This is a genomic window from Paenibacillus apis (assembly GCF_018333295.1).
Classification (GTDB): Bacteria; Bacillota; Bacilli; order Paenibacillales; family Paenibacillaceae; genus Fontibacillus; species Fontibacillus antibioticophila.
On record NZ_BORS01000011.1, the window covers coordinates 120,146 to 139,689 of the forward strand.

A 19,544-nucleotide genomic window follows, 5' to 3' on the forward strand; every position below is an offset into this window, starting at 1 on the left:
TGTCCCTTCCCTCGGGGGAATCACGGACAGTTCTTTATTTTACATAGACCTATTGAAGTTCACTCTGGAAGGCACGGCCCTCGACCCAAATCTTTTCCAATTGCAGGTCCGTACTGACAAGCAGCAGGTCCGCCAGCTTTCCGGTCTCGATGGAGCCGGTGGAGTGATCGATTCTTAGCAGTCGCGCCGGGTTGCCGCTTGCTGCTTCTGATGCTTGCTCTATCGTCAGGCCAATCTCCTGAACCAGGTGTCGGAAGCCGCGAATCATGGTCAAGGTGCTTCCGGCCAAGGTTCCTTCATCCTCTTTGAGCGTACATACATTATCCTTGACGACGACAGGCAAATCCCCAAGCATATAATCTCCGTTCCCTAATCCAGCTGCGGACATCGCATCCGTGATCAGAATCAGATTACGTTTGTTCTTGACTTGGGCAAGCAACTGGATGCCTGCTTTATGCACATGAATCCCATCGGCAATAATCTCTGCGCTGATAGCTGGGCTGCTTAGCACGGCCCCGGCAGTTCCCGGCTTGCGATGGTGGAACGGAGTCATCGCATTGAAGGTATGCACTGCATGATGGAGACCCACTTCAACAGCCGACATGATCTCCTCATAGGTTGCATCTGTATGGCCTGCAGCAGCAACGATTGCTTGACTGCGAAGGAAGGCGATAAGCTCATGCGCTCCTTCTTGTTCAGGAGCAAGGGTCACCTGCTTGATTAGGCCGGGATATTTAGCATTCCATTGCTCGACCCAAGCCTTGTTGGGAGGAACGATGTGCGCTGGATTCTGGGCGCCGGGCCAATTCGGGTTGATGAAGGGACCCTCCAGATGGACACCTGCCAGCTTGGCATAAGGCATCCCGTCTTCTATATAGCGGTGAACTTCTTCCAGAACCGCATCAATAACCTCTTTTGGCATAGTCATGGTGGTGGCTAGCATCGAGGTCGTGCCTTGACTCAGGTGCAGCTTGGTAATATCATCGAATGCTTGTTTGCTTGGCGCCGAAAAATCCTGGAGCATGCCGCCGTGAACATGTATATCGATAAATCCCGGCAGGACATAGGCCCCCTTCGCATCAATAGCTTCATGGGTCGACAAGCCTGCCGAGGCGAGGCCCGGGGTTGTACCCACATAACGGATCACTCCGTTTTCTACCGAAACTGCGCCGTCCTTAATGATGCCCCGTGGAGTAACGACCTGTGCATGAATAATTTGCAGAGAAGAGGATTCCATTAGAGAAGTCCCCCTGCGGCTTGGTCCAGCACAACGACAACATTAGCGTGAGTCTGGAGCAGGGATGCCGGGCATTGAGTCGTGATCGGTCCTTTTAACGCTTTGGCTACAATTTCGGCTTTGTCGGCGCCCTTTGCCATCAACAAAATCTGCTTGGCTTGCAGGATCGTGCCAATTCCCATCGTGACCGCATGGGTTGGAACTTCTTCAATTGAAGGGAAATAGCGCGCATTGGCCTGGCGTGTTAGTTCATCCAATTCCACGATATGGGTTGGTCCGTGCAGGTTCTCGCTCGGCTCGTTAAATCCAATATGTCCGTTATGTCCCACGCCAAGCAATTGCAGGTCAATCTGTCCCGCCTTCTCCAGCAGTCGGGTATATTCTTCTGCGGCTTTCTCTGAATTTCCGGAAGGAACATGTGTATTCTCAATCGGAATATCGATATGATTGAACAGCTTTTCATTCATGAACCGGCGGTAGCTCTCCGGATGATTCTCAGGCAGACCGACATACTCATCCAGATTGTAGCTGCTGGCTTGTTTGAAGCTGACCACACCTTCACGATATAGTTCTACCAGCTTCTGATATACGCCTACAGGCGTGCCGCCGGTAGCCAGACCCAAAATAGCCCGGGGATTGGATTGCAGCAAGCTGGCGATAATACCGGCACCGGTCTCATTAAATTGTTGTTCACTGTTCACTTTAATAATATTAATCATTTTTGTTACCCTCCTTGGATATTCTGTATGCTTGAACGTTCTGATAAGAACCTTCCAATCTCGGAATGAAATCCTCGAACTCTGTACTGACCATACCTGTAAATAGAATATCGATAACATGAAGCTGAGCGATTCTGGATGCCATATCTCCCCGGCGCATCCCCTCTTCAAGTGAGGATGAGAACAAAGAGATATCAGCCATAGAGGCGAGCGAGTTGCTGCCGTATTGCGTCAGCGAGATCGTTACGGCTCCGCTGTCTCTTGCGCACCTTAGGGCATCAATGGTCTCCGGGGTTTCCCCGCTGTAGGAAATGGCAAGCGCCGCATCCCCGGCCTGAAGTCCGGATGCCGAAGTAATCTGCATATGCGAATCGGAAAATGCTGTACTATTTTTGCCGATTCGAATCAGCTTTTGATAAAAGTCCTGAGCAATAATGGAAGATGTGGCCACCCCGTATAAATCGATCCTGCTGGCCCGGCACAAAGCATGAATAGCTCTCTGGAGTGTATTCATGTCCAATAGCCGGGTTGTGTCCGTAATGGATGCCACATGGTTTGCTTCCATAGCCTGCACGATTTTGTGCAAGTCATTTCCGGCAATAATATCCTGATACTGGGCTTCCGATGTCTGATGGGCCAGCTCTCCGGCCAGCTTCATTTTGAAATCAGGAAACCCCTTAAAGTGAAAGGTTTTGCAAAAGCGCGTCACTGTAGACGGGCTAATTCCGCATGTATTGGCTAACTCCGTAATCCCAAGGTGAATTACAGCGGAGGAATGCTCCAGAATATACTCCCCCAGCCGTCTCTCTTGAGGCGGGAGTGTCTCCAGATGGCTGGATACTGCATGCAAAATCGGTGACAGCATATTCTATAATCACCCTCTTTCTGAGAGAAAATTATTTTTATATTATCTTTAATATACATGAAAATTATTTTGATTTCATCATAACCAATTCTCCCGGTGAATTCAAGCAGGCATGATTTACTGTTGTGATTTGTGCAATTGCATACTACACTAAAATGGTAGAATCAAGGATTGCCGAGGTGAAAAAACATTGGATTTTGACCTGGATCATTATATTGAACGCCTACTGGCTGCATGGTCTAACAGCTTCCGTAAAATCCATAGTGAAATTATGCAGCACAGTGAGCTTGGCCTGACAGGTCCCCAGTTCCAGATGCTGAGCTTGATCTACCGCAGTAAGTCCTGCAACGTCAGTTACCTGTCAGAGAAATTGGATGTTAAGCCGAGTGCGATCACCGTAATGGCTGATCGTCTAGTTCAAAGCGGTTATATCGAGCGCAGGCATGATGAACAAGACCGCCGGGCGGTGCTTCTGTCAGTCACCCAGCATGGGGCAGACGTCTATAAGGAGGCGGGGAACCGATCGCGCAAGGTTTTAAAAGCTCACCTTTCGGATTTAACCTCACATGAATTGGAGATTCTGATTGGGGTCATCGAAAAGCTTTCGCAGAATGATGTCCCGAAATCGGACCGTGATTAAAGTCTTGAGGGAGACTGAGAGGAGCTTGCCTGCGGGCAGGCTTCTTTTCAAAATCGTTCATATAGAGCAGCTTCAAAATTATAAACGGTCTGCCGTAGAAGAGAGGCGAATTAGCGATGTATCAGCAGAAAACAAAGGAAACTGAAAACAGCGTCATCGAATTTATCGAAAATGTGGATCAACCCCAAAAACGCGAAGATGCCTATCGGTTATTGGATATTTTCAGTGAAACGACAGGCTATCCGGCAAAAATGTGGGGATCCAGCATCATCGGGTTCGGATCCTATCATTACAAGTACGCCTCCGGGCATGAAGGCGATGCGCCGCTCGTGGGTTTCTCCCCGAGAAAGGCGAAGATCAGCTTGTATTTCGCGACGGGGGATGAAGCGCGGGATAACCTGCTCGAACAGTTGGGCAAGCATACAGCGGGAAAAGGCTGCGTTTATATCAATAAAGTGGCGGATGTTAATGAAGATATTTTAATAGCATTGATCAATCAGTCGGTTCAATTTCTGAAAGAAACTTATCCGCCGGCGGAATAGAATAACTGAAGAACGCTCCGCAATAAGAGGCTGGAAAAAGAAAGGGGAAGATTTTATTTGGAAACCTATATTCTTGCTCTGGACCAAGGAACAACAAGCTCGCGGGCCATTTTATTCAACCGGGAGGGCGCTGTCGTTCATTCCGCCCAGCGCGAGTTCCCCCAGTATTTTCCTAAGCCGGGGTGGGTGGAGCAGCAGCCAAATGAAATCTGGGGCTCGATTCTCGCGGTGATCGCTTCCTGTCTGTCCGAATCCGGGGTGAAGCCGAAGCAAATCGCCGGAATTGGCATAACGAATCAGCGGGAGACGACGATCATCTGGGATAAGGAGACAGGCATGCCCGTTTATCCGGCTATCGTCTGGCAGTCGAGACAAACGGCTTCCATTTGCGAGGAATTGAAGCAAGCAGGCCATGATGAGCTTTTTCGGGATAAGACAGGACTGCTTATTGATCCCTACTTTTCCGGTACAAAGGTAAAATGGATACTTGACCATGTCGCTGGTGCCAGAGAACGGGCGGCCAGAGGTGAGCTCCTGTTTGGCACAATCGACACCTGGCTGATCTGGAAGCTGTCCGGCGGTGCGCTGCATGTTACGGATTATTCCAATGCCTCCAGAACGCTGATGTATAATATTCACTCCCTGGAGTGGGATCAGGAGCTGCTAGCTATTCTGGATGTACCCGCGGCTATGCTGCCGGAAGTGCGGTCCTCCTCGGAGATCTATGGCAACACCGTACCCTATCATTTTTTTGGCGAGGAAGTTCCGATTGCAGGTGTCGCCGGGGATCAGCAAGCTGCTTTGTTCGGCCAAACCTGCTTCGAAGAGGGAATGGTGAAGACCACCTACGGAACAGGCTGCTTCATGTTAATGTATACGGGCGAACGGCCCGTTGAGTCGGCGCATGGACTGATTACATCGATTGCTTGGGGGATTGACGGCAAGGTAGAGTATGCCTTGGAAGGGAGCATTTTCGTGTCCGGATCGGCCATTCAATGGCTTCGGGACGGTCTGCGCATGCTTCGCGATACCAAGGATAGTGAGGTTTATGCGAGCCGTGTGGATTCGACGGAGGGAGTTTATGTGGTTCCTGCTTTTGTAGGCTTAGGCAGTCCTTATTGGGACAGTGAAGTGAGGGGAGCTGTGTTCGGGTTGACTCGGGGCACGTCGAAGGAGCATTTTATTCGTGCAACACTGGAAGCGCTCGCTTATCAGACGAAGGATATACTCACAGCCATGGAGCAGGACGCAGGTATGGCGGTCTCCAAGATGCGCGTGGACGGCGGAGCCGTATCGAATGCGTTTTTAATGGGATTTCAGAGCGATATTTTGGACCTTGCCGTGGAGCGGCCGGAAGTTCGCGAGACTACAGCACTGGGAGCAGCCTTCCTGGCTGGGCTTGCCGTAGGCTATTGGCAGGACCGGGAAGAAATCCGCCAGATCTGGAGGCTTGATCGTCGCTTTGAGCCTTCTCTAGAAGAGGAGGTTCGTTTGTCCCTCTATGAGGGCTGGAAGCGCGCGGTAAATGCGGCTATGGCCTTCAAGTAGCTCAAGCCCAAATTGCCTGCATACCGCACCATTAACCCGGTTTCTTCATAAGATGTGTTGACTGTATCCCTGAACCTTGTTAAACCAAAAACCCAAGCAAGGAGGGGTGACGCATTTTGAAGACTAGCGATCGCAACAGCAAATTTCTGTTAACACATCGTGAACGGGAAGTTTTTGAACTCCTCGTGCAGGATAAAACGACACGGGATATTGCAGGACAGCTGTTTATCAGTGAGAAGACAGTCCGGAACCACATTTCCAATGTCATGCAAAAACTGAACGTAAAGGGCCGGGCACAGGCGGTTGTCGAGCTGATCAAGCTTGGGGAGTTGAAAATCTGACGATGAGCGGTAAGTCCTCCCGCTCACTGTCGTCATTTGCAGTGTGAATGCAAAACTGAGAGCTAACGAGCTTCCGCATAGGAGCGAGGAGGCTCTTTTTTTTCTAGTCTGGAAAGGTGCCGCGCTATGCCGCCAACGCGCCAGGAAGAATCGAAAGCCTCCGCCCTGCTTGTTATGCGGGAGCGGAGGCTTTTGCGTTAAACGTCCATGGGCGCGCGGCTATGCACCGCCGTCAGGGCGGGGGTGTCGGGTTGGAACGGAGTCCGGATTTCGGACAACTCTCCATTGAGCGTTCGAAGTCCGGGAAGGAGCAGCATGACGCAGGAGCTGAAGATCGGGAGCAGCCCGGCGGCCAAAAACATCGTCTGCACGCCGTAATGCTCGGCGACGATACTCCCGGCAAACGTCCCCACCGGATACAGGGCACCGCCGATCAAGAAACGGTTCGCATTTACGCGGCCCTGCAAACGGTCGGGAACGAGTTTGCCATGCAGGGAAGAACTCAGGGAGCCGAAGAAGGGCCCGCAGGCGCCCGAAGCAAACAGTGCCGCCAGAGCAACCGGATAGCTCCGAGTTAGACCGAGGATGGCGTTGAAGCATCCGATCGCCGCCAGACTAAAGACCATAACCAACCGCCGCTGCTTGATATCGCCCAGCCAGGAGATCAATCCAAGCCCCGTCAGGGAGCCCAAAGCGGTAGCGGTCGTGAAGGTCCCCATCGCTGCGGCGTCCAGCTGCAGGACTTCGCTGACGAACGGAACCATCATCGTCCAGATGGCGCCTTGGCACATATTGCTGATCGAAACCATGACCATGACGGCGAACATGGCCGGAACCTGCCTGTAAAACGAAAAGCCTTCGGTGATCTCCCGCAGATAAGCGGCGATGGAAGCGGAAGGGGTCTCGTTCCGGCGCGTGCTCCTCGGCAATAGCAGCAGCATGGCGATAGCCGCCAGGTAACAGGCCGCATTGATTCCCAATGCGGGCAGCGACCCGAATCCGGCCACTACACCGCCTGCGATCGCCGGACCGACCAAGGCTGCCGCATTCCGGGATCCGTCGATCATGGCGAAAGCCCGGGTCAGTTTGCGGGAACCGGCTGCTTCCGGCACGAGGGCCATGGCTGTCGGCATAAACAGGGCCGAGCAAGAGCCGCTAAGTCCGGCCGCCAGGAACAAGTGCCATAACTGCAGATGCCCGGCCAAGCCGGCGATCCAGGGCAGAAGAATGGCAGTCAGCCGCACGGCGGCCAGTCCTGCCATGAGGCGGTGCCGGGGCAATCGGTCGGAGAGTGGCGAACCGAGCAGGCGAATCATCAGCTCCGGAATGCCGGAAGAGAGAGCGAGTGCTCCCATCGCCAGTTTTGAGCCGGTGATTTCATAAACCAGCCACTCCATGGCAAGCAAGCCGAACGCATCTCCGAATCCGCTTAAGGCGGTCGTTGACAGCAGCCCGTAATAAGCCCGATGCTTCAAGGTAATCATCTCCTTATTTCACCACGACCGGATCGGCAAGTTCGCCGCCCGCGAAATAGTCGTCGATTTGACCGGACAACCCGTTTAACGCTTCGCGGCGCAGGCTGTATTCGACCGACTTGAACTCTGAGCTTTTGGCCTGGTAATGCACGATCACCAATCCGGCCGCCCGAAGGGCGATCAAGTGGTAATGGATCGTGCTCTTGGAGATGGCGATATCGCGGGTGATTTCGGTAAATGTCATCTGTTTTCGGGCCAGCAGCCGGAGAATGCGAAGCCGGGTTTCATCCGACAACGCTCGGGTCAAGCGAAGCAGAGCAGGAGCGGGGTAGCCCGGGGCCGGAGGAAACAGGTCGCATGAATATTGGGTGAAAATCATCGTCTCGAAGATGCTGGAAGTCACCAGCGGGCGAGAATGGTATTGGGGGATGAGCACGACCCGGGCTAGAGCATCGCCTGGATATAAACGCATCCCGTTCGTCGCCATCTCGTAGATGTCCATGCCGCTTGTTTCGCCGCCCAATCGGGACTTCAAGGAGGACGCTTCCTGCTCCAGACCTTCGATGATCCGGGGGTCGATCGTGGAAAAATAATGCAAATGCCATTCCTGCAACACCTCGCAGGCCGCATCCCGAAGCTCCGCAAGATTGGCGGGGACGGATTGGCTGCAAGCGGCTGAAATTTCGTACAGTTCACCCAACGACAATCCGGAGAACCATTCCAAAAATCGGGTAACTGTACGCGGACCCGGGCATTTCCAAATAAACGGAGACAGGCTGAAGTCATCCAGCAGTTTGACCGACACTCGCATTTTCTGCAGCGTCGCAGGCGCAAACCGCTCCTGAACGTCCTTCACCCATGGTTTTCCGGCATCCAGGGCACCGTGGTTTTGTTTGGCGAAAAAAGCCGTCAGGCTTGCCGCGCATTCATAAATTGGAGCAAAATCCGCTTCGATTTGATAGTCCATTACGCTTCTCTTCCCTTCTCTTTCCTGCCCTTCTCTTTCCTGCCCTTTTCCTTCCTTGAACAAGGCAGGCATTACAATGTTCTTTAGTTCTATAAATATAGAACGACGTTATTGTTCTATAATAATCGAATCTATCGAGTGATGCAAGCTTATCGAACGGATAGCGGACCTTCGGCCCTTACCAAGGCAACAGGTATAAGGAAGGTCTGTTGTATCGGAGTTCATTCGGACGGTCTGATAGCAAAAAAACCGCCCCATGGGGACGGCTTTTCGAAATTGAGGTTTACAGCGACTTCAAATATTCAACAATCGTCAGCAGACCTTTGTCAAAGTTTTCTAAATGGAAATGCTCATTCGGAGCGTGCAGGTTTTCATTCGGCAAGCCGAAGCCCATCATGACGGCAGGAGCCTTCAGAACACGGGACAAGGTCTCAACGATTGGAATAGAGCCGCCATCCTTCGTGAACAATGCACGGGTTCCATAGATTTTTTCATAAGCATCTGCAGCCTTTTGCAGCATCGGGTCGGACGGATCGATAGTGAACGCGCGGGCCCGCTCCAGCTGCTTCACTTCAAGCTTGGCGCCAGGAAGCAGATGGGCTTGAAGATGGGCTTCAATCTTATCAAGCACATCCTGCGGATCCTGATCTCCCACGAGCCGGCAGGTGATCTTGGCGTGGGCTTCCTTCGGGATGACCGTCTTGGTTCCCTCCCCTTGGAATCCGCCGTACACACCGTTTAATTCCAGTGTCGGACGAACACCGGTGCGGGCGATGAATCCGAAGCCTTCTTCACCGTACAGCGTGTCCAGGGCAAGGGTTTGTTTCAGCCCTTCCTCGCTGAATTGAAGCTTCTCGATTTCTTCGCGAATCAGATCGGTCATCTCAGGCACACCTTCATAGAAGCCCTCGACGGCAACCCGGCCTTGCTTATCATGCAGCGAAGCCAACAGATCGACCAGCACATGAAGTGAATTCGGCACTCCGCCGCCATATGTCCCGGAATGCAAATCCGTATTTGCCGTTCTTACGCTAACCTCCAGAGAACACAATCCGCGCAGACCGGTACAAATGGCCGGCTTGCCTGGTTCCAGCAAGGCGGTATCAGAGATCAGAACGACATCGGCAGCCAGCTTGCCCTGATGTTCGGTCAGGAAGGACGGGAGATTCGGACTTGTTACCTCTTCTTCACCTTCAATACAGAACTTGAGGTTGACCGGCAGCTCTTTATCCAATTGAAGAAGGGCTTCGGCGGCCTTTATATGAAGAAATATTTGCCCTTTATCATCGGTAGCTCCCCGGGCAAACAATTTGTTATCGCGAATGGTGGGCTCGAATGGCGGGCTTTCCCATAACTCCAGCGGGTCTACAGGTTGTACATCGTAATGTCCATAGACCAAGACCGTAGGCTTGCCAGGAGCATGTACATGCTCACCGTAAACAATCGGATGACCGTCTGTCGGATAAATTTCTACTTGCTCCATGCCGGCACGGCGAAGGGAGTCGGCAACCCATTCAGCGGCTCGGTTCATATCGGATTTATGTTCGGATAGAGCGGAAATACTCGGTATCGAGATCAGTTCGCCCAGTTCCTGTAAATGCTTGTCTTTGTTGCTCTGAAAATAGCTTTGGTAATCCATCGTTATCATTTCCTCCCGGACGTTAGTTTCCCTCCCATTTTACACCTTTTTGCACGATAACAGAAATAACCGGCGGTAAATTCTGCGGTTCAGATTAAAATTGTCTTAAAAAATGTGCATCTTTTTTAGGATTCCTTAAGGTATAACCTGCATTAATCTGATAAAGTCATAAGAGTATAAGTTTGTACAAGAATGAAGGGAGTCAGCGATCGAATGGAAGATAAGGACAAGGAATTAGAAATCGTCCCGGGCGGACAAGCAGAAGAGGATGCGCTTACAGAGGGAAGTGTTGACACACCTGCAGAAGAGAAGCCTGTAGAGACAGGCGGCACCGCGGCTGAAGACACAGAGACCCAGCCTTTGGAAGAGATTGCGAATGAAGAGGAAACTGAAAGCGAGTCTTTGACAGTAATGGCTCCGGTTCATGATGAATCAATCAAGGAGAACGGCTCGTTATCGAATAACGGGAATGGCGGCAGCAACAAGGTCTGGTTATTTACTTCACTGGCACTTGTGGTTGTGCTGATTATTGTGCTGGTCAAGCCGCCATTTGCAACGAACAAGGCAGAAGCAGTAGCTACGGTAAACGGAGTGGAAATCTCCAAGGACCGTCTATATGAAGAACTAAGCTCCGCCACCAAGCAATCCGCACTTGATCAATTGATTATGGAGGAGCTTGTCAATCAAGAGGCAGTGAAGCAGAGCGTTGAGGTTACGGAGAGCGACATTGACGCTGAAGTTGCAGATCTGGAAAAGTCCTTCGGCTCAAAGGAAGCACTTGACAGCGCACTGGTTTCTAACGGTATGAGCATGGAAGTGCTTCGTGAAAATATTCAGTTGAAATTGTTAATGACGAAGCTGCTTGAGCCGCAAATCACGGTCACGGATGATGAAGTCAAGCAAACGTTTGAAGATTACAAATCGTCATTCGATACACCGGAGCAAGTTCGGGCCTCGTTGATTGTTGTCGCTACGGAAGAAGAAGCGAATGATGTAATCAAGCAATTGAAGGAAGGCAAGGACTTTGCAGAGCTCGCTGCTAGTGTGTCATTGGATGAATACACCAAGGCTAACGGCGGCGATACAGATTTCTTTGCCCGCGGAGAGCAGGAGGAAGCGATTGAAGAGGCGGCTTTCGCGCTTGCCAAGGATGAAATCAGCGAAGCTGTCAAGACAAGCGGCGGCTATACAGTAATCAAGGTTACGGACCGTATTGAAGCACACTCGGCGACCTATGAGGAAGAGAAGGATTATATCCGTAAAACGCTGGTATCCAACCAAGTATCGGAGCTGAGCAACAGCTGGATTGAGGGCCTGCGCAGCAACGCAACAATCACGAATACCTTCACAGATTCATCGGATGACGAAGCAAACACAGAAGCAGCAGAATAACTGGAATGATAGAGGGGCCTGAACAGGCACCCTCTTTTTTTAGTGAGTGTTTGTACAGGATGATTCATTGGAGGTACAATAAAGGCTATATACATATGGAACAGAACAGAGCTCAAACTGGAGGAGAGATCATGGCGGAATGGTATGAGCACAGCTTTGGTGAAGACTACTTGCTTGTATATAAGCATCGTGATACTCAGGGGGCTAGACGAGAAGTCGAGCGCATGGTTGAGTGGCTGAAGCTGCCGCAGGAAGCGAAGGTTCTTGATCTGTGCTGTGGAATGGGACGCCACTCCATGGCGTTGGTGGAAGCTGGCTTTGAAGTAACGGGCGTTGATTTATCGGAGGTCCTGTTGCGTGAAGCCCGAAGAAATGACCCGGAGCACCGGGTGACATGGCTTCAAGCGGATATGCGGAAGCTGCCGCTAACGGAAGGATTTGATGCGGTTGTGAACCTGTTCAGCTCCTTCGGCTACTTCAAGGAGGACCATGAGCATATTCAAGTGCTGCGTGAGATTAAGCGGGTACTGAAACCGGAGGGAAGGTTTATCATTGACTACCTGAATCCGAGGTATACTGCGGATCACTTAGTTCCAGAGTCCGAACGAATGGATGATGGCCAGCGAATTGTGGAGCGTAGAGTGATTCAGAATGGGTATGTCATGAAGCGGATCTGGATTTCTCAAGCAGATAAGAGCGAAGGAGACGATCGGGGGGAACCCCGTGAATACCTGGAGCGGATCAAGCTGTATACTGCTGAACAATTTACCGCTATGCTTGGAGAGGCCGGGCTTACATTGGAGCAAATTTACGGAAGCCATGCAGGCGAGAGCTACGATCAGATAATGTCTCCACGTATGATCCTGTTGGGTGGATGCCAATGAACCGGCAGATGATACAGGACTGGGACGAATATGGGATTCACGCCGTGCATATTCCGATGGCTCCCCCGCTCCGATGGGTAAACAGCTATGTTTTGCAAGGAAATGGAGAGATAACACTGGTTGATCCCGGGCCCCGTACCGATGAATCCATAGCAACATGGGAGCAGGCGCTGGGAGAATTGGGGATTCAGGCTCAGGAGATTACCTCCATCGTAGTGACTCACCATCACCCGGATCACTACGGATTGGCAGGATACATGCAGTCCCTTAGCGGAGCCAAGGTTTATATGTCCCGCCGTGCCTATGAAGAAGCCCAGCTGATGTGGGGGAAGGGGCAGCGAATCAACGAAGAGCTGAGCGCCTTATTTGCTCAGCATGGAATGCCGGACTCCTGGCTCGCCCAGCTTCCGGGCCATCTGGACAGCTTTCTTTCTCAAGTGGAGCCGCAGCCTGAACTCACATTTATTGCGGACGGAGAGGTCCTTCGATTAGGAGGTCGAAGCTGGACAGCTATCGAAACGGCAGGCCACGCCCCTGGACACCTATCGTTCTACGAGGATGGGCAGGGAATCATCTTATGCGGAGATGCGGTCCTTCCGCAGATATCGCCGAATATCAGTCTGCTTCCCGGAAGCGACCCGAACCCGTTGCATTCCTTCCTGCAATCTTTGGACAAGCTGAAGGACTTCCGGGTAAGTGTGGCGTTCCCGGGGCACCGAAATCCCTTCTCCGGCTTTACTGAGCGAATTGACCGACTGCTGCTGCATCATGAGGAACGCTTGGAAAAGATTGAGGCTTTGCTGGACGACGGGAAGCGAAGCGGCTTTAATATTTGCGAAGCTCTGTTTGGCACCGAATTGGGTATTCATCAGATGCGGTTTGCCATGGCGGAGACATTAGCGCACCTGTTTGAATTAGTACGGCGGGGAAGGCTCGAGATTAGTAATTCAAATTCACATATCCGGTTTGGCTCAACAAGAATGAAAAACCGCTTGGAGTGAAAGAGTAAATCTCTTTTCTCCAAACGGTTTTTAAATGGAGCTAACGGACGATATCTTTGCCGAGCGTATCCTCGCCCTGCTCCTGTTCCCGCTCCGCCTGCTTGCGATGAGCAATCCGGCTGCTGGCCGACGCTGCGACCGCACCGACGATATCGTCGAGGAACGTATTGCATGGCCCTAGTGTCTTATCGTTAAGACGCTCCAGAATGCCGGGCTTCAATTTGTCCACGTATCCATAGTTCGTAAATCCGATGCTTCCGTACACATTGACGATGGAAAAGGCCAGAATCTCATCCACGCCGTACAGTCCCTCGTCATTAGCGACCATATCCTGCAATTCAGGGATCAAAAGTCCCTGCTCCGCCAGTAAATCGAGCTGAATACCGGTTAGCACAGCATTCTGAACCTCTCGTTTACTCAGCACCTGCTCCACATTATGAATGCATTCCTCTATGGCCAGGTCAGGATAATATTTCTTCTGTAGCAGCATCACTAATTCTGCGATTTCCTCGATCTTTACCCCGCGCTTCTCGAGCCATAACATCGTGGCATCCGCCACCTTCTTGCTGTTCAGGCTATAAGGAGCCTTCGTCTTCCGTTCTTCTGTTTCGATCTTCATCACCTACTCCTAACTGTATTCAAGCTATAGCTATGATGCAGTGTGTCCATCTTGGTGCAAAAAGATAGTTATTTTTCAAAAAGGGGCTCGTATACATAGTAATAGAGGTTGTCTGAAAAGTCATCTTTTAGAGGTTGTTCAAACGCGCACTTTTAGACAGTCAAGATCAGATTAGGAGGAGTCCCTGTCATGAGAATAAGCCGATTGCTTCGAATTACAGCAATGTGCAGCATACTTGCCGTTCCGCTCGTGTTATCGGGATGCGGACTGTTTGGCGCGGGTCCTGCTGCGCAGATCGATCCGCCACCCAGCGATATTGAGACCCAGATGCTTCAATCTCTCGAATCCTCGGATCAGACAAGCCTGGAACTGGAGGAATCGCTGTCGACGGTCTATTTGCAGGACGAACAGGGATGGCTGGCTCCCGTGTCGCTTCATTTACCTTCGGGTGAAGCGCAATCCAGGGTTGGACGCCAATTGGAAATGCTGGTCAAGGACAGCCCGTATCAGGCGCTGATTCCATCCGGGTTCAGCGGCGTGCTTCCTGCAGGAACTCAGGTGGAGGCTGTGACCATTAAAGAGGATGAGAAGCTGGCGATGGTGGAATTCAACCAGGCCTTTGGCGGTTATGATGCTGCTGACGAGCGGAAGATTATGGAGGCGGTAACCTGGACACTCTTGGGGAACGAAGGCGTGGAAAAGGTACAGATCTGGATGGCTGGAGCCAAGCTGAACGAAATGCCGGTGGGTAAAACACCAATGGATCGTCCTTTGACACGTGCACTAGGCATCAATCTGGAGCTTGGCGAGGGCATGAGCTTCTCCCAGACTCGCCCGGTTACACTTTATTTTGCGGCTACAAATCCCGATGGAGCGCCATACTATGTTCCTGTGACGAGGTTTGTCTCCACAGGCAAAAATGCGGTTACAGCCGCGCTGGGCGAGCTGATCGAAGGCCCGGTTAAAGGTAATGGCCTGGAAAGCGTTCTGACTGGCGGGACGGTTCTCAAGGCGGTTGAACTGTCGGAGGATGGGGTTATCACAGTTTCCCTCGAGGACGATATGTTCGAAGCGGGAGATAAGCCGCCGGCTCAGATGCTGCAGTCCCTCGTTCTGACCGTGACAGAGAATGCACAGAACTATAAGGTCAGAGTATGGTTAAATGGACAGAAGAATGTGGTCGGAATGGATAATCAGCAATATGGCGAACCTGTACTTCGTCCGGCCAATATTAATGAAATCAAGCTGTAGACAGGTAAAGTGAAATTAAAAATGGACCTGAAGACCGGGCCTGCGGAAGCAGGCCCTTTCACCGCATTTCCCCCAACCATCGCCAACAGAGGGGAATGGAAGGGTGCTTTTATGACCACACTTTGATAGAATAAGGACAGCATTTAGGCATCTCGAAGACAGCAAGAACATGTAGGAGGCAATGATGATGAGAATAAATGGCCGGGAAGCCAACGAGCGGCGATCGATGAAGATGACCGTGGATTATAACAAATATGCGGAGGGATCAGTCTACATAGAAGTTGGTGACACAAAAGTGCTCTGCACGGCTACCGTGGAAGAGAAGGTCCCTATGTTCATGAAAGGGCAGGGAAAGGGCTGGGTTACAGCTGAATACGCCATGCTGCCGCGGGCAACTCACAGCCGCAATCAGCGCGAATCGGCCAAAGGAAAGCAGAGCGGACGAACGATGGAAATCCAGCGTCTGATCGGCCGGGCCCTGCGTTCTGTCGTAGACCTGTCCGCCCTGGGCGAACGTTCAATCACGGTGGACTGCGATGTGCTTCAAGCAGATGGCGGAACCCGGACGACCTCGATTACGGGAGCGTTTGTAGCGCTGGCAATTGCAGTGAATAAACTGGCGGTTAAGCATTCGTTGCCGGTGTTTCCCATCACCGATTTTCTAGCGGCAGTCAGCGTAGGCGTCGTAGGTGACCGGCAATTGCTTGATTTGAACTATGAGGAAGACTCCAAGGCCAAGGTGGATATGAATGTAGTCATGACCGGGCAAGGCCAATTCGTGGAGCTTCAAGGCACAGGTGAAGAAAGACCCTTTACAAGGCAGGAGCTGGATGGCTTGCTGGAGCTGGCCGAGCAGGGGATTTATGAAATGATTGAGCAGCAGCGCGAGGCCCTGGGGCCGATTGCGTTGAAAATTACTGAAGGAAAAGCGGGGGCGAATGTGTAATGGAACGCAGTGAATCCGTCATTGTTGTTGCTACCCGAAATCAGGGTAAGGTGAGAGAGTTCGCCCATGCCCTTGCTTTTCTCGGTAAACCGGTCAAAAGCATGTACGATTATCCGGAGGTTCCGGACATCGTTGAGGATGGAGAGACATTTGCCGATAATGCCAGAAAGAAGGCCAAGACTGCCGGCGATATCCTCGGACAACCGGTGCTTGCAGATGACTCCGGTCTCTGTGTGGATTTACTTGACGGTGCTCCGGGCGTCTATTCGGCTCGTTATGCAGGAGAGGGCGCTACAGATGAAGACAACAATAACAAGCTGCTCCGTGAGCTGGAGAAGCAGAAGCAAGGCGAAGATACGGAGCAGCCGCTGCTGGGCACGGCTCGCTTCATTTGCCACCTTGCTTTGTATGATCCGGCTACCGGTGATTTTACGGAAGCATCAGGCTCTGTTGAAGGGTGGATCACCTCGACACCGGCAGGAGACGGCGGCTTCGGCTATGATCCGCTGTTTTACCTTCCGGATTATGAGAAGACGATGTCTGAGCTGACGCTCGAGGAGAAGCAGGCCATAAGTCACCGCGGTGCGGCGCTCCGCGAGCTGGCTGCGAAGCTGAAGGCTTAAGCGGCGGAGTCAGACAGCCTTATATAACCGGTAAGAGCCCTGAGCTTCCTAGCGCGGAAGTTCAGGGCTCTTTTTGCTTCGCATTGCTCTAATTAACCAACCGATACCTGGTACTTGCTCAGCCAATGATTAACCTGGGCAAGGTACGCAAACAGCTGCGGACCGGACATGAGTTGTCCGAACCAGGGCAGATTGGTGGAAGACTCCGGTGAGGAGGCAATCTCCAGGATGCGCGCCTTGTTGATTAACGGAAGGATGGGCGAGGACGGATCATTCAGAATGTTTAGAACCTCCGCTTTCACAGCAGAGAGGTACTCCGGATTATGGGTTTTCGGGTAAGGACTCTTTTTTCGATACAATACATCTTCCGGCAATACCCCCTCAAGCGCTTTGCGAAGAATTCCTTTTTCGCGGCCTCCTAACGCTTTGATCTCCCATGGGATATTCCAGACATAATCCACTAATCGGTGGTCACAGAAAGGAACACGAACCTCCAACCCGGCACCCATACTCATTCGGTCCTTTCGGTCCAGTAAAGTTGGCATGAAACGGGTGATATTGAGATAAGACATCGTCCTCATTCGTGATTGTTCAGGAGTTTCTCCTTGTAAGTGCGGCACTTCGTCGAGCGCTTCCTGATACCGCTCAGCCACATATTGCTCCGGCTTGATCCAGTCCCGAACCTCTGACGAGAGCAGGTCTGCCCTTAAATCAGTTGCAATTGACCAAGGGAAGGTGCCTGCTCCAAGCAGCTCTTCGCGGTGAAACCATGGATATCCCCCAAACACCTCATCAGCCGCTTCCCCAGAAATTGCAACGGTAGCCCCTTTTTTAATCTCACGGCAAAATAATAATAAAGATGCATCCACATCCGCCATGCCAGGGAGATCCCGCGCTTCGGTCGAATCGGGCAATGATTTCAGGAGCTCGGGTGTATCAAACGCAATCCAATGATGCTCTGTTCCAAGCTCCTCCACCATCCGTTTAATCCAAGGAGCATCAGCCCCGGGCTGATAGCTGTGAGCCTGAAAATACTTGTCATTATCGACATAATCTACAGAGTAAGTGTGCACCTGACCTTGCCCGGTTCTTCGGTAGTAATCAACCGCAAGTGCAGTTAGCGCGCTGGAATCGAGTCCCCCGGAGAGAAGAGTGCATACCGGAACATCCGACAGCAGCTGCCGTTCCACGGTATCCTGCAGGAGACTGCGGATCGTAGCGGCTGTATCCTCTACAGAATCATGATGCGTTGCCGCTCGCAGCTTCCAATAGGTAAAGACCTGCAAGCCGGAGCGGTTGAAGATCATAGCATGGCCTGGGCGGAGCTCCTTCATGTTTTTGTAGATTCCGTGTCCCGGAGTTCGAGCTGGCCCAATAACGAAAATCTCGGCAAGGCCGTCCGCTCCGACCGCCGCTTGCATTTTCGGATGCTTAAGAAGAGACTTGGGCTCGGAGGCAAAAATCAGCGTACCGTCCAGATTGCAATAGAATAAGGGCTTAACGCCCAGGCGATCCCGGGCAAAAAAGACATGCTGTCTTCCGCTGTCCCAGACTGCAAAAGCAAAAATACCATTTAATCGCTCCAAGCAATCCGGTCCCCATTCCATATAGGCCTGGAGCAAAACCTCCGTGTCGCAATGGGTGTTGAACCGGTGTCCCCGTTGTTCCAGTTCCTTGCGAAGCTCTGGCGCATTATAAATTTCGCCATTATATACAATGGCATAGGTGGCATCCTCCTCCGTAAAGACCATGGGCTGCGCTCCATTCTCAGGGTCCATGACGCTCAGACGCCGATGACCAAAGGCACAAGGTCCGGAAATCCAGGTTCCCTGGGCATCCGGACCTCGCTTTTCCAGACACGATGTCATGTCAAGCACTAAATCCAGTTCTCTCGTTAAATCTCGATTCCACTCGATAAATCCGGCAATTCCGCACATGATGCTGTCTCCTCTCTCTGCCTGGCTTTCACCAATAAACCTTACCCGGATGAAAAGTAATAACAAAATATGCCTGGAGCAAGCATAAAATGTCTGTCCAGCATGGAAAACTATGCAGAATCGAGATGAACCGCATGGAGGGTGACGACGATGAACTCTACTGATAAGAAGATCTACTATGTGTCTTTGCAAGGCAGATCATTGCTGGAGGACCAGCAGGCCACGGCATATGAATGGAGGATTGAAGCGACTCCCGAGGAGGCGGATCAGGTTAGTCATTTGCTGGAGCAGCTTGGCGAACAGGAGACCCGCTCGTTTCTGGCGTTTACGTATCCCTGGCCTGATTCGCCGGAACAGGATGTGAATGCAGGGTATCAAAGTGTTGTAGATGCTTTGTACAAGCTAATTTATCGTTTTGGAACGCCGGAGACTCGTGAGCAATTGTCGCGGTCGATGGGATATACAGAGGAGGAATAAGTAAATGTACTATATTAAAGAGGCTGCTTTCAGAAATGTGACGATGCTGGACGGACAGCCTTGCGCGATGGTTCAGGTATTGCCAGGAGAGGCAGACGGGCCGCAATTGTATGTCTATATTGCCCGATCGGAGTCGGCGGATGACGGCTATGAAATCATCCGTATGATCCGCAGCAATGCGGATGAGGAAATTGACTGGTTTAATAATGATATGCATCAAGCAACAGCTGTTGTGAGCGAAGAGGAGTTCGGCGATCAGGGGTGGCCTTCTCCCGAGCGGCAGCGCAAAGAATTCAAGGCAAGGCTTCTGGCCTACCCGGGAATCGCAGATCGCCTGCAGAAAGAGCTGTCCGTATGAGAAGGAGGGAGCGTAATCGGCATTTATCATATATTTAAGGGTGTTATGCCATCCGCTTGAGATTGCTGCAGGGTAACACCATA

Annotated in this window: 20 protein-coding genes; 12 read left to right on the plus strand and 8 right to left on the minus strand. The window is 51.7% G+C overall.

The annotated features are described in order from the left end of the window. Nucleotides 1-49: 49 nt before the first annotated feature. Genes nagA through KI362_RS16550 form a run of 3 tightly spaced genes read right to left on the minus strand, consistent with a single transcriptional unit; the run spans nt 50 to nt 2,818 of the window. Nucleotides 50-1,237 carry an N-acetylglucosamine-6-phosphate deacetylase gene (nagA, locus tag KI362_RS16540; protein ID WP_301628725.1) on the minus strand — a complete coding sequence of 396 codons (1,188 nt, stop codon included), beginning with the start codon at nt 1,235-1,237 and terminating at the stop codon, nt 50-52. Further along, on the minus strand, nt 1,237-1,956 hold the full coding sequence (gene nagB, locus KI362_RS16545; RefSeq protein WP_081671829.1) for a glucosamine-6-phosphate deaminase: 720 nt from the start codon (nt 1,954-1,956) through the stop codon (nt 1,237-1,239). The genes nagA and nagB overlap by 1 nt, the downstream gene beginning before the upstream one ends. Continuing rightward, nucleotides 1,949-2,818, minus strand: a complete 870-nt coding sequence (locus KI362_RS16550; protein ID WP_044482139.1) for a MurR/RpiR family transcriptional regulator — start codon at nt 2,816-2,818, stop codon at nt 1,949-1,951. The genes nagB and KI362_RS16550 overlap by 8 nt, the downstream gene beginning before the upstream one ends. Nucleotides 2,819-3,011: 193 nt before the next feature. On the opposite strand from KI362_RS16550, the gene KI362_RS16555 reads away from it, so the two are divergent. The 4 genes from KI362_RS16555 to KI362_RS16570 all read left to right on the plus strand — a co-directional run bounded on the left by KI362_RS16555 (nt 3,012) and on the right by KI362_RS16570 (nt 5,892). After that, entirely contained in the window at nt 3,012-3,461 is a 450-nt protein-coding gene (locus KI362_RS16555; RefSeq protein WP_301628727.1) for a MarR family winged helix-turn-helix transcriptional regulator, read from the plus strand. A 116-nt stretch (nt 3,462-3,577) separates the two neighbouring features. Then, entirely contained in the window at nt 3,578-4,003 is a 426-nt protein-coding gene (locus KI362_RS16560) for a DUF1801 domain-containing protein (RefSeq protein WP_301628729.1), read from the plus strand. A 57-nt stretch (nt 4,004-4,060) separates the two neighbouring features. Beyond that, nucleotides 4,061-5,551, plus strand: a complete 1,491-nt coding sequence (gene glpK, locus KI362_RS16565; protein ID WP_301628731.1) for a glycerol kinase GlpK — start codon at nt 4,061-4,063, stop codon at nt 5,549-5,551. Nucleotides 5,552-5,667: 116 nt separating this feature from the next. Beyond that, nucleotides 5,668-5,892: a helix-turn-helix domain-containing protein gene (locus tag KI362_RS16570; RefSeq protein WP_044481798.1), complete on the plus strand. Its 225-nt coding sequence runs from the start codon at nt 5,668-5,670 to the stop codon at nt 5,890-5,892. A 197-nt stretch (nt 5,893-6,089) separates the two neighbouring features. On the opposite strand, the gene KI362_RS16575 is transcribed toward KI362_RS16570, so the two are convergent. The 3 genes from KI362_RS16575 to KI362_RS16585 form a co-directional block, all read right to left on the minus strand. Beyond that, nucleotides 6,090-7,376: an MFS transporter gene (locus tag KI362_RS16575; RefSeq protein ID WP_301628733.1), complete on the minus strand. Its 1,287-nt coding sequence runs from the start codon at nt 7,374-7,376 to the stop codon at nt 6,090-6,092. A gap of 4 nt (nt 7,377-7,380) precedes the next feature. Then, the gene (locus tag KI362_RS16580) at nt 7,381-8,334 is read right to left on the minus strand and encodes an ArsR/SmtB family transcription factor (protein ID WP_301628735.1); all 954 of its coding nucleotides are present in this window, start codon (nt 8,332-8,334) and stop codon (nt 7,381-7,383) included. A gap of 283 nt (nt 8,335-8,617) precedes the next feature. Then, nucleotides 8,618-9,973: a dipeptidase gene (locus KI362_RS16585; protein ID WP_301628737.1), complete on the minus strand. Its 1,356-nt coding sequence runs from the start codon at nt 9,971-9,973 to the stop codon at nt 8,618-8,620. Nucleotides 9,974-10,186: 213 nt separating this feature from the next. Here KI362_RS16585 and KI362_RS16590 point away from each other — a divergent pair, with 213 nt between their 5' ends. The 3 genes from KI362_RS16590 to KI362_RS16600 all read left to right on the plus strand — a co-directional run bounded on the left by KI362_RS16590 (nt 10,187) and on the right by KI362_RS16600 (nt 13,250). Next, the gene (locus tag KI362_RS16590; RefSeq protein WP_301628739.1) at nt 10,187-11,365 is read left to right on the plus strand and encodes a foldase protein PrsA; all 1,179 of its coding nucleotides are present in this window, start codon (nt 10,187-10,189) and stop codon (nt 11,363-11,365) included. 131 nt (nt 11,366-11,496) lie between these two features. Then, nucleotides 11,497-12,249, plus strand: a complete 753-nt coding sequence (locus tag KI362_RS16595; RefSeq protein WP_301628741.1) for a class I SAM-dependent methyltransferase — start codon at nt 11,497-11,499, stop codon at nt 12,247-12,249. Beyond that, on the plus strand, nt 12,246-13,250 hold the full coding sequence (locus tag KI362_RS16600; RefSeq protein WP_301628743.1) for an MBL fold metallo-hydrolase: 1,005 nt from the start codon (nt 12,246-12,248) through the stop codon (nt 13,248-13,250). Before KI362_RS16595 ends, KI362_RS16600 begins: the two co-directional genes overlap by 4 nt. Nucleotides 13,251-13,290: 40 nt before the next feature. Here KI362_RS16600 and KI362_RS16605 read toward each other — a convergent pair whose 3' ends face one another. Continuing rightward, nucleotides 13,291-13,869 (minus strand): phosphatidylglycerophosphatase A family protein, encoded by a 579-nt coding sequence (locus KI362_RS16605; protein ID WP_044481786.1) that lies wholly within the window; start codon nt 13,867-13,869, stop codon nt 13,291-13,293. Between the two features lie 189 nt (nt 13,870-14,058). Here KI362_RS16605 and KI362_RS16610 point away from each other — a divergent pair, with 189 nt between their 5' ends. From KI362_RS16610 to KI362_RS16620, 3 genes are all read left to right on the plus strand, one after another. Further along, nucleotides 14,059-15,120, plus strand: coding sequence for a GerMN domain-containing protein (locus KI362_RS16610; RefSeq protein ID WP_301628745.1), 1,062 nt, complete (start codon nt 14,059-14,061; stop codon nt 15,118-15,120). A gap of 184 nt (nt 15,121-15,304) precedes the next feature. Further along, entirely contained in the window at nt 15,305-16,066 is a 762-nt protein-coding gene (gene rph / locus KI362_RS16615; RefSeq protein ID WP_283571214.1) for a ribonuclease PH, read from the plus strand. Beyond that, nucleotides 16,066-16,689: an XTP/dITP diphosphatase gene (locus tag KI362_RS16620; protein WP_301628749.1), complete on the plus strand. Its 624-nt coding sequence runs from the start codon at nt 16,066-16,068 to the stop codon at nt 16,687-16,689. The genes rph and KI362_RS16620 overlap by 1 nt, the downstream gene beginning before the upstream one ends. Nucleotides 16,690-16,781: 92 nt before the next feature. Here the strand turns inward: KI362_RS16620 and asnB are convergent, their stop codons facing one another. Next, nucleotides 16,782-18,626, minus strand: a complete 1,845-nt coding sequence (gene asnB / locus KI362_RS16625; RefSeq protein WP_301628751.1) for an asparagine synthase (glutamine-hydrolyzing) — start codon at nt 18,624-18,626, stop codon at nt 16,782-16,784. Between the two features lie 150 nt (nt 18,627-18,776). Here asnB and KI362_RS16630 point away from each other — a divergent pair, with 150 nt between their 5' ends. Both KI362_RS16630 and KI362_RS16635 read left to right on the plus strand, forming a co-directional pair. After that, nucleotides 18,777-19,103, plus strand: a complete 327-nt coding sequence (locus KI362_RS16630; RefSeq protein WP_301628753.1) for a hypothetical protein — start codon at nt 18,777-18,779, stop codon at nt 19,101-19,103. Nucleotides 19,104-19,107: 4 nt separating this feature from the next. Beyond that, a complete protein-coding gene (locus KI362_RS16635; RefSeq protein ID WP_301628755.1) occupies nt 19,108-19,461 on the plus strand; it encodes a hypothetical protein in 354 nt (117 codons plus the stop codon). Nucleotides 19,462-19,544 lie beyond the last annotated feature (83 nt).

What these genes read in the sequence shown, in the direction of transcription:
- KI362_RS16585 (WP_301628737.1), bottom strand. Translation starts at nt 9,973, where the DNA reads ATGGATTACCAAAGCTATTTTCAGAGCAACAAAGACAAGCATTTACAG.
- KI362_RS16635 (WP_301628755.1), top strand. Translation starts at nt 19,108, where the DNA reads ATGTACTATATTAAAGAGGCTGCTTTCAGAAATGTGACGATGCTGGAC.
- KI362_RS16560 (WP_301628729.1), top strand. Translation starts at nt 3,578, where the DNA reads ATGTATCAGCAGAAAACAAAGGAAACTGAAAACAGCGTCATCGAATTT.
- KI362_RS16600 (WP_301628743.1), top strand. Translation starts at nt 12,246, where the DNA reads ATGAACCGGCAGATGATACAGGACTGGGACGAATATGGGATTCACGCC.
- nagB (WP_081671829.1), bottom strand. Translation starts at nt 1,956, where the DNA reads ATGATTAATATTATTAAAGTGAACAGTGAACAACAATTTAATGAGACC.
- rph (WP_283571214.1), top strand. Translation starts at nt 15,305, where the DNA reads ATGATGAGAATAAATGGCCGGGAAGCCAACGAGCGGCGATCGATGAAG.
- KI362_RS16575 (WP_301628733.1), bottom strand. Translation starts at nt 7,376, where the DNA reads ATGATTACCTTGAAGCATCGGGCTTATTACGGGCTGCTGTCAACGACC.
- asnB (WP_301628751.1), bottom strand. Translation starts at nt 18,626, where the DNA reads ATGTGCGGAATTGCCGGATTTATCGAGTGGAATCGAGATTTAACGAGA.
- nagA (WP_301628725.1), bottom strand. Translation starts at nt 1,237, where the DNA reads ATGGAATCCTCTTCTCTGCAAATTATTCATGCACAGGTCGTTACTCCA.
- KI362_RS16580 (WP_301628735.1), bottom strand. Translation starts at nt 8,334, where the DNA reads ATGGACTATCAAATCGAAGCGGATTTTGCTCCAATTTATGAATGCGCG.
- KI362_RS16595 (WP_301628741.1), top strand. Translation starts at nt 11,497, where the DNA reads ATGGCGGAATGGTATGAGCACAGCTTTGGTGAAGACTACTTGCTTGTA.
- KI362_RS16590 (WP_301628739.1), top strand. Translation starts at nt 10,187, where the DNA reads ATGGAAGATAAGGACAAGGAATTAGAAATCGTCCCGGGCGGACAAGCA.
- KI362_RS16610 (WP_301628745.1), top strand. Translation starts at nt 14,059, where the DNA reads ATGAGAATAAGCCGATTGCTTCGAATTACAGCAATGTGCAGCATACTT.
- KI362_RS16630 (WP_301628753.1), top strand. Translation starts at nt 18,777, where the DNA reads ATGAACTCTACTGATAAGAAGATCTACTATGTGTCTTTGCAAGGCAGA.
- KI362_RS16605 (WP_044481786.1), bottom strand. Translation starts at nt 13,869, where the DNA reads ATGAAGATCGAAACAGAAGAACGGAAGACGAAGGCTCCTTATAGCCTG.
- KI362_RS16620 (WP_301628749.1), top strand. Translation starts at nt 16,066, where the DNA reads ATGGAACGCAGTGAATCCGTCATTGTTGTTGCTACCCGAAATCAGGGT.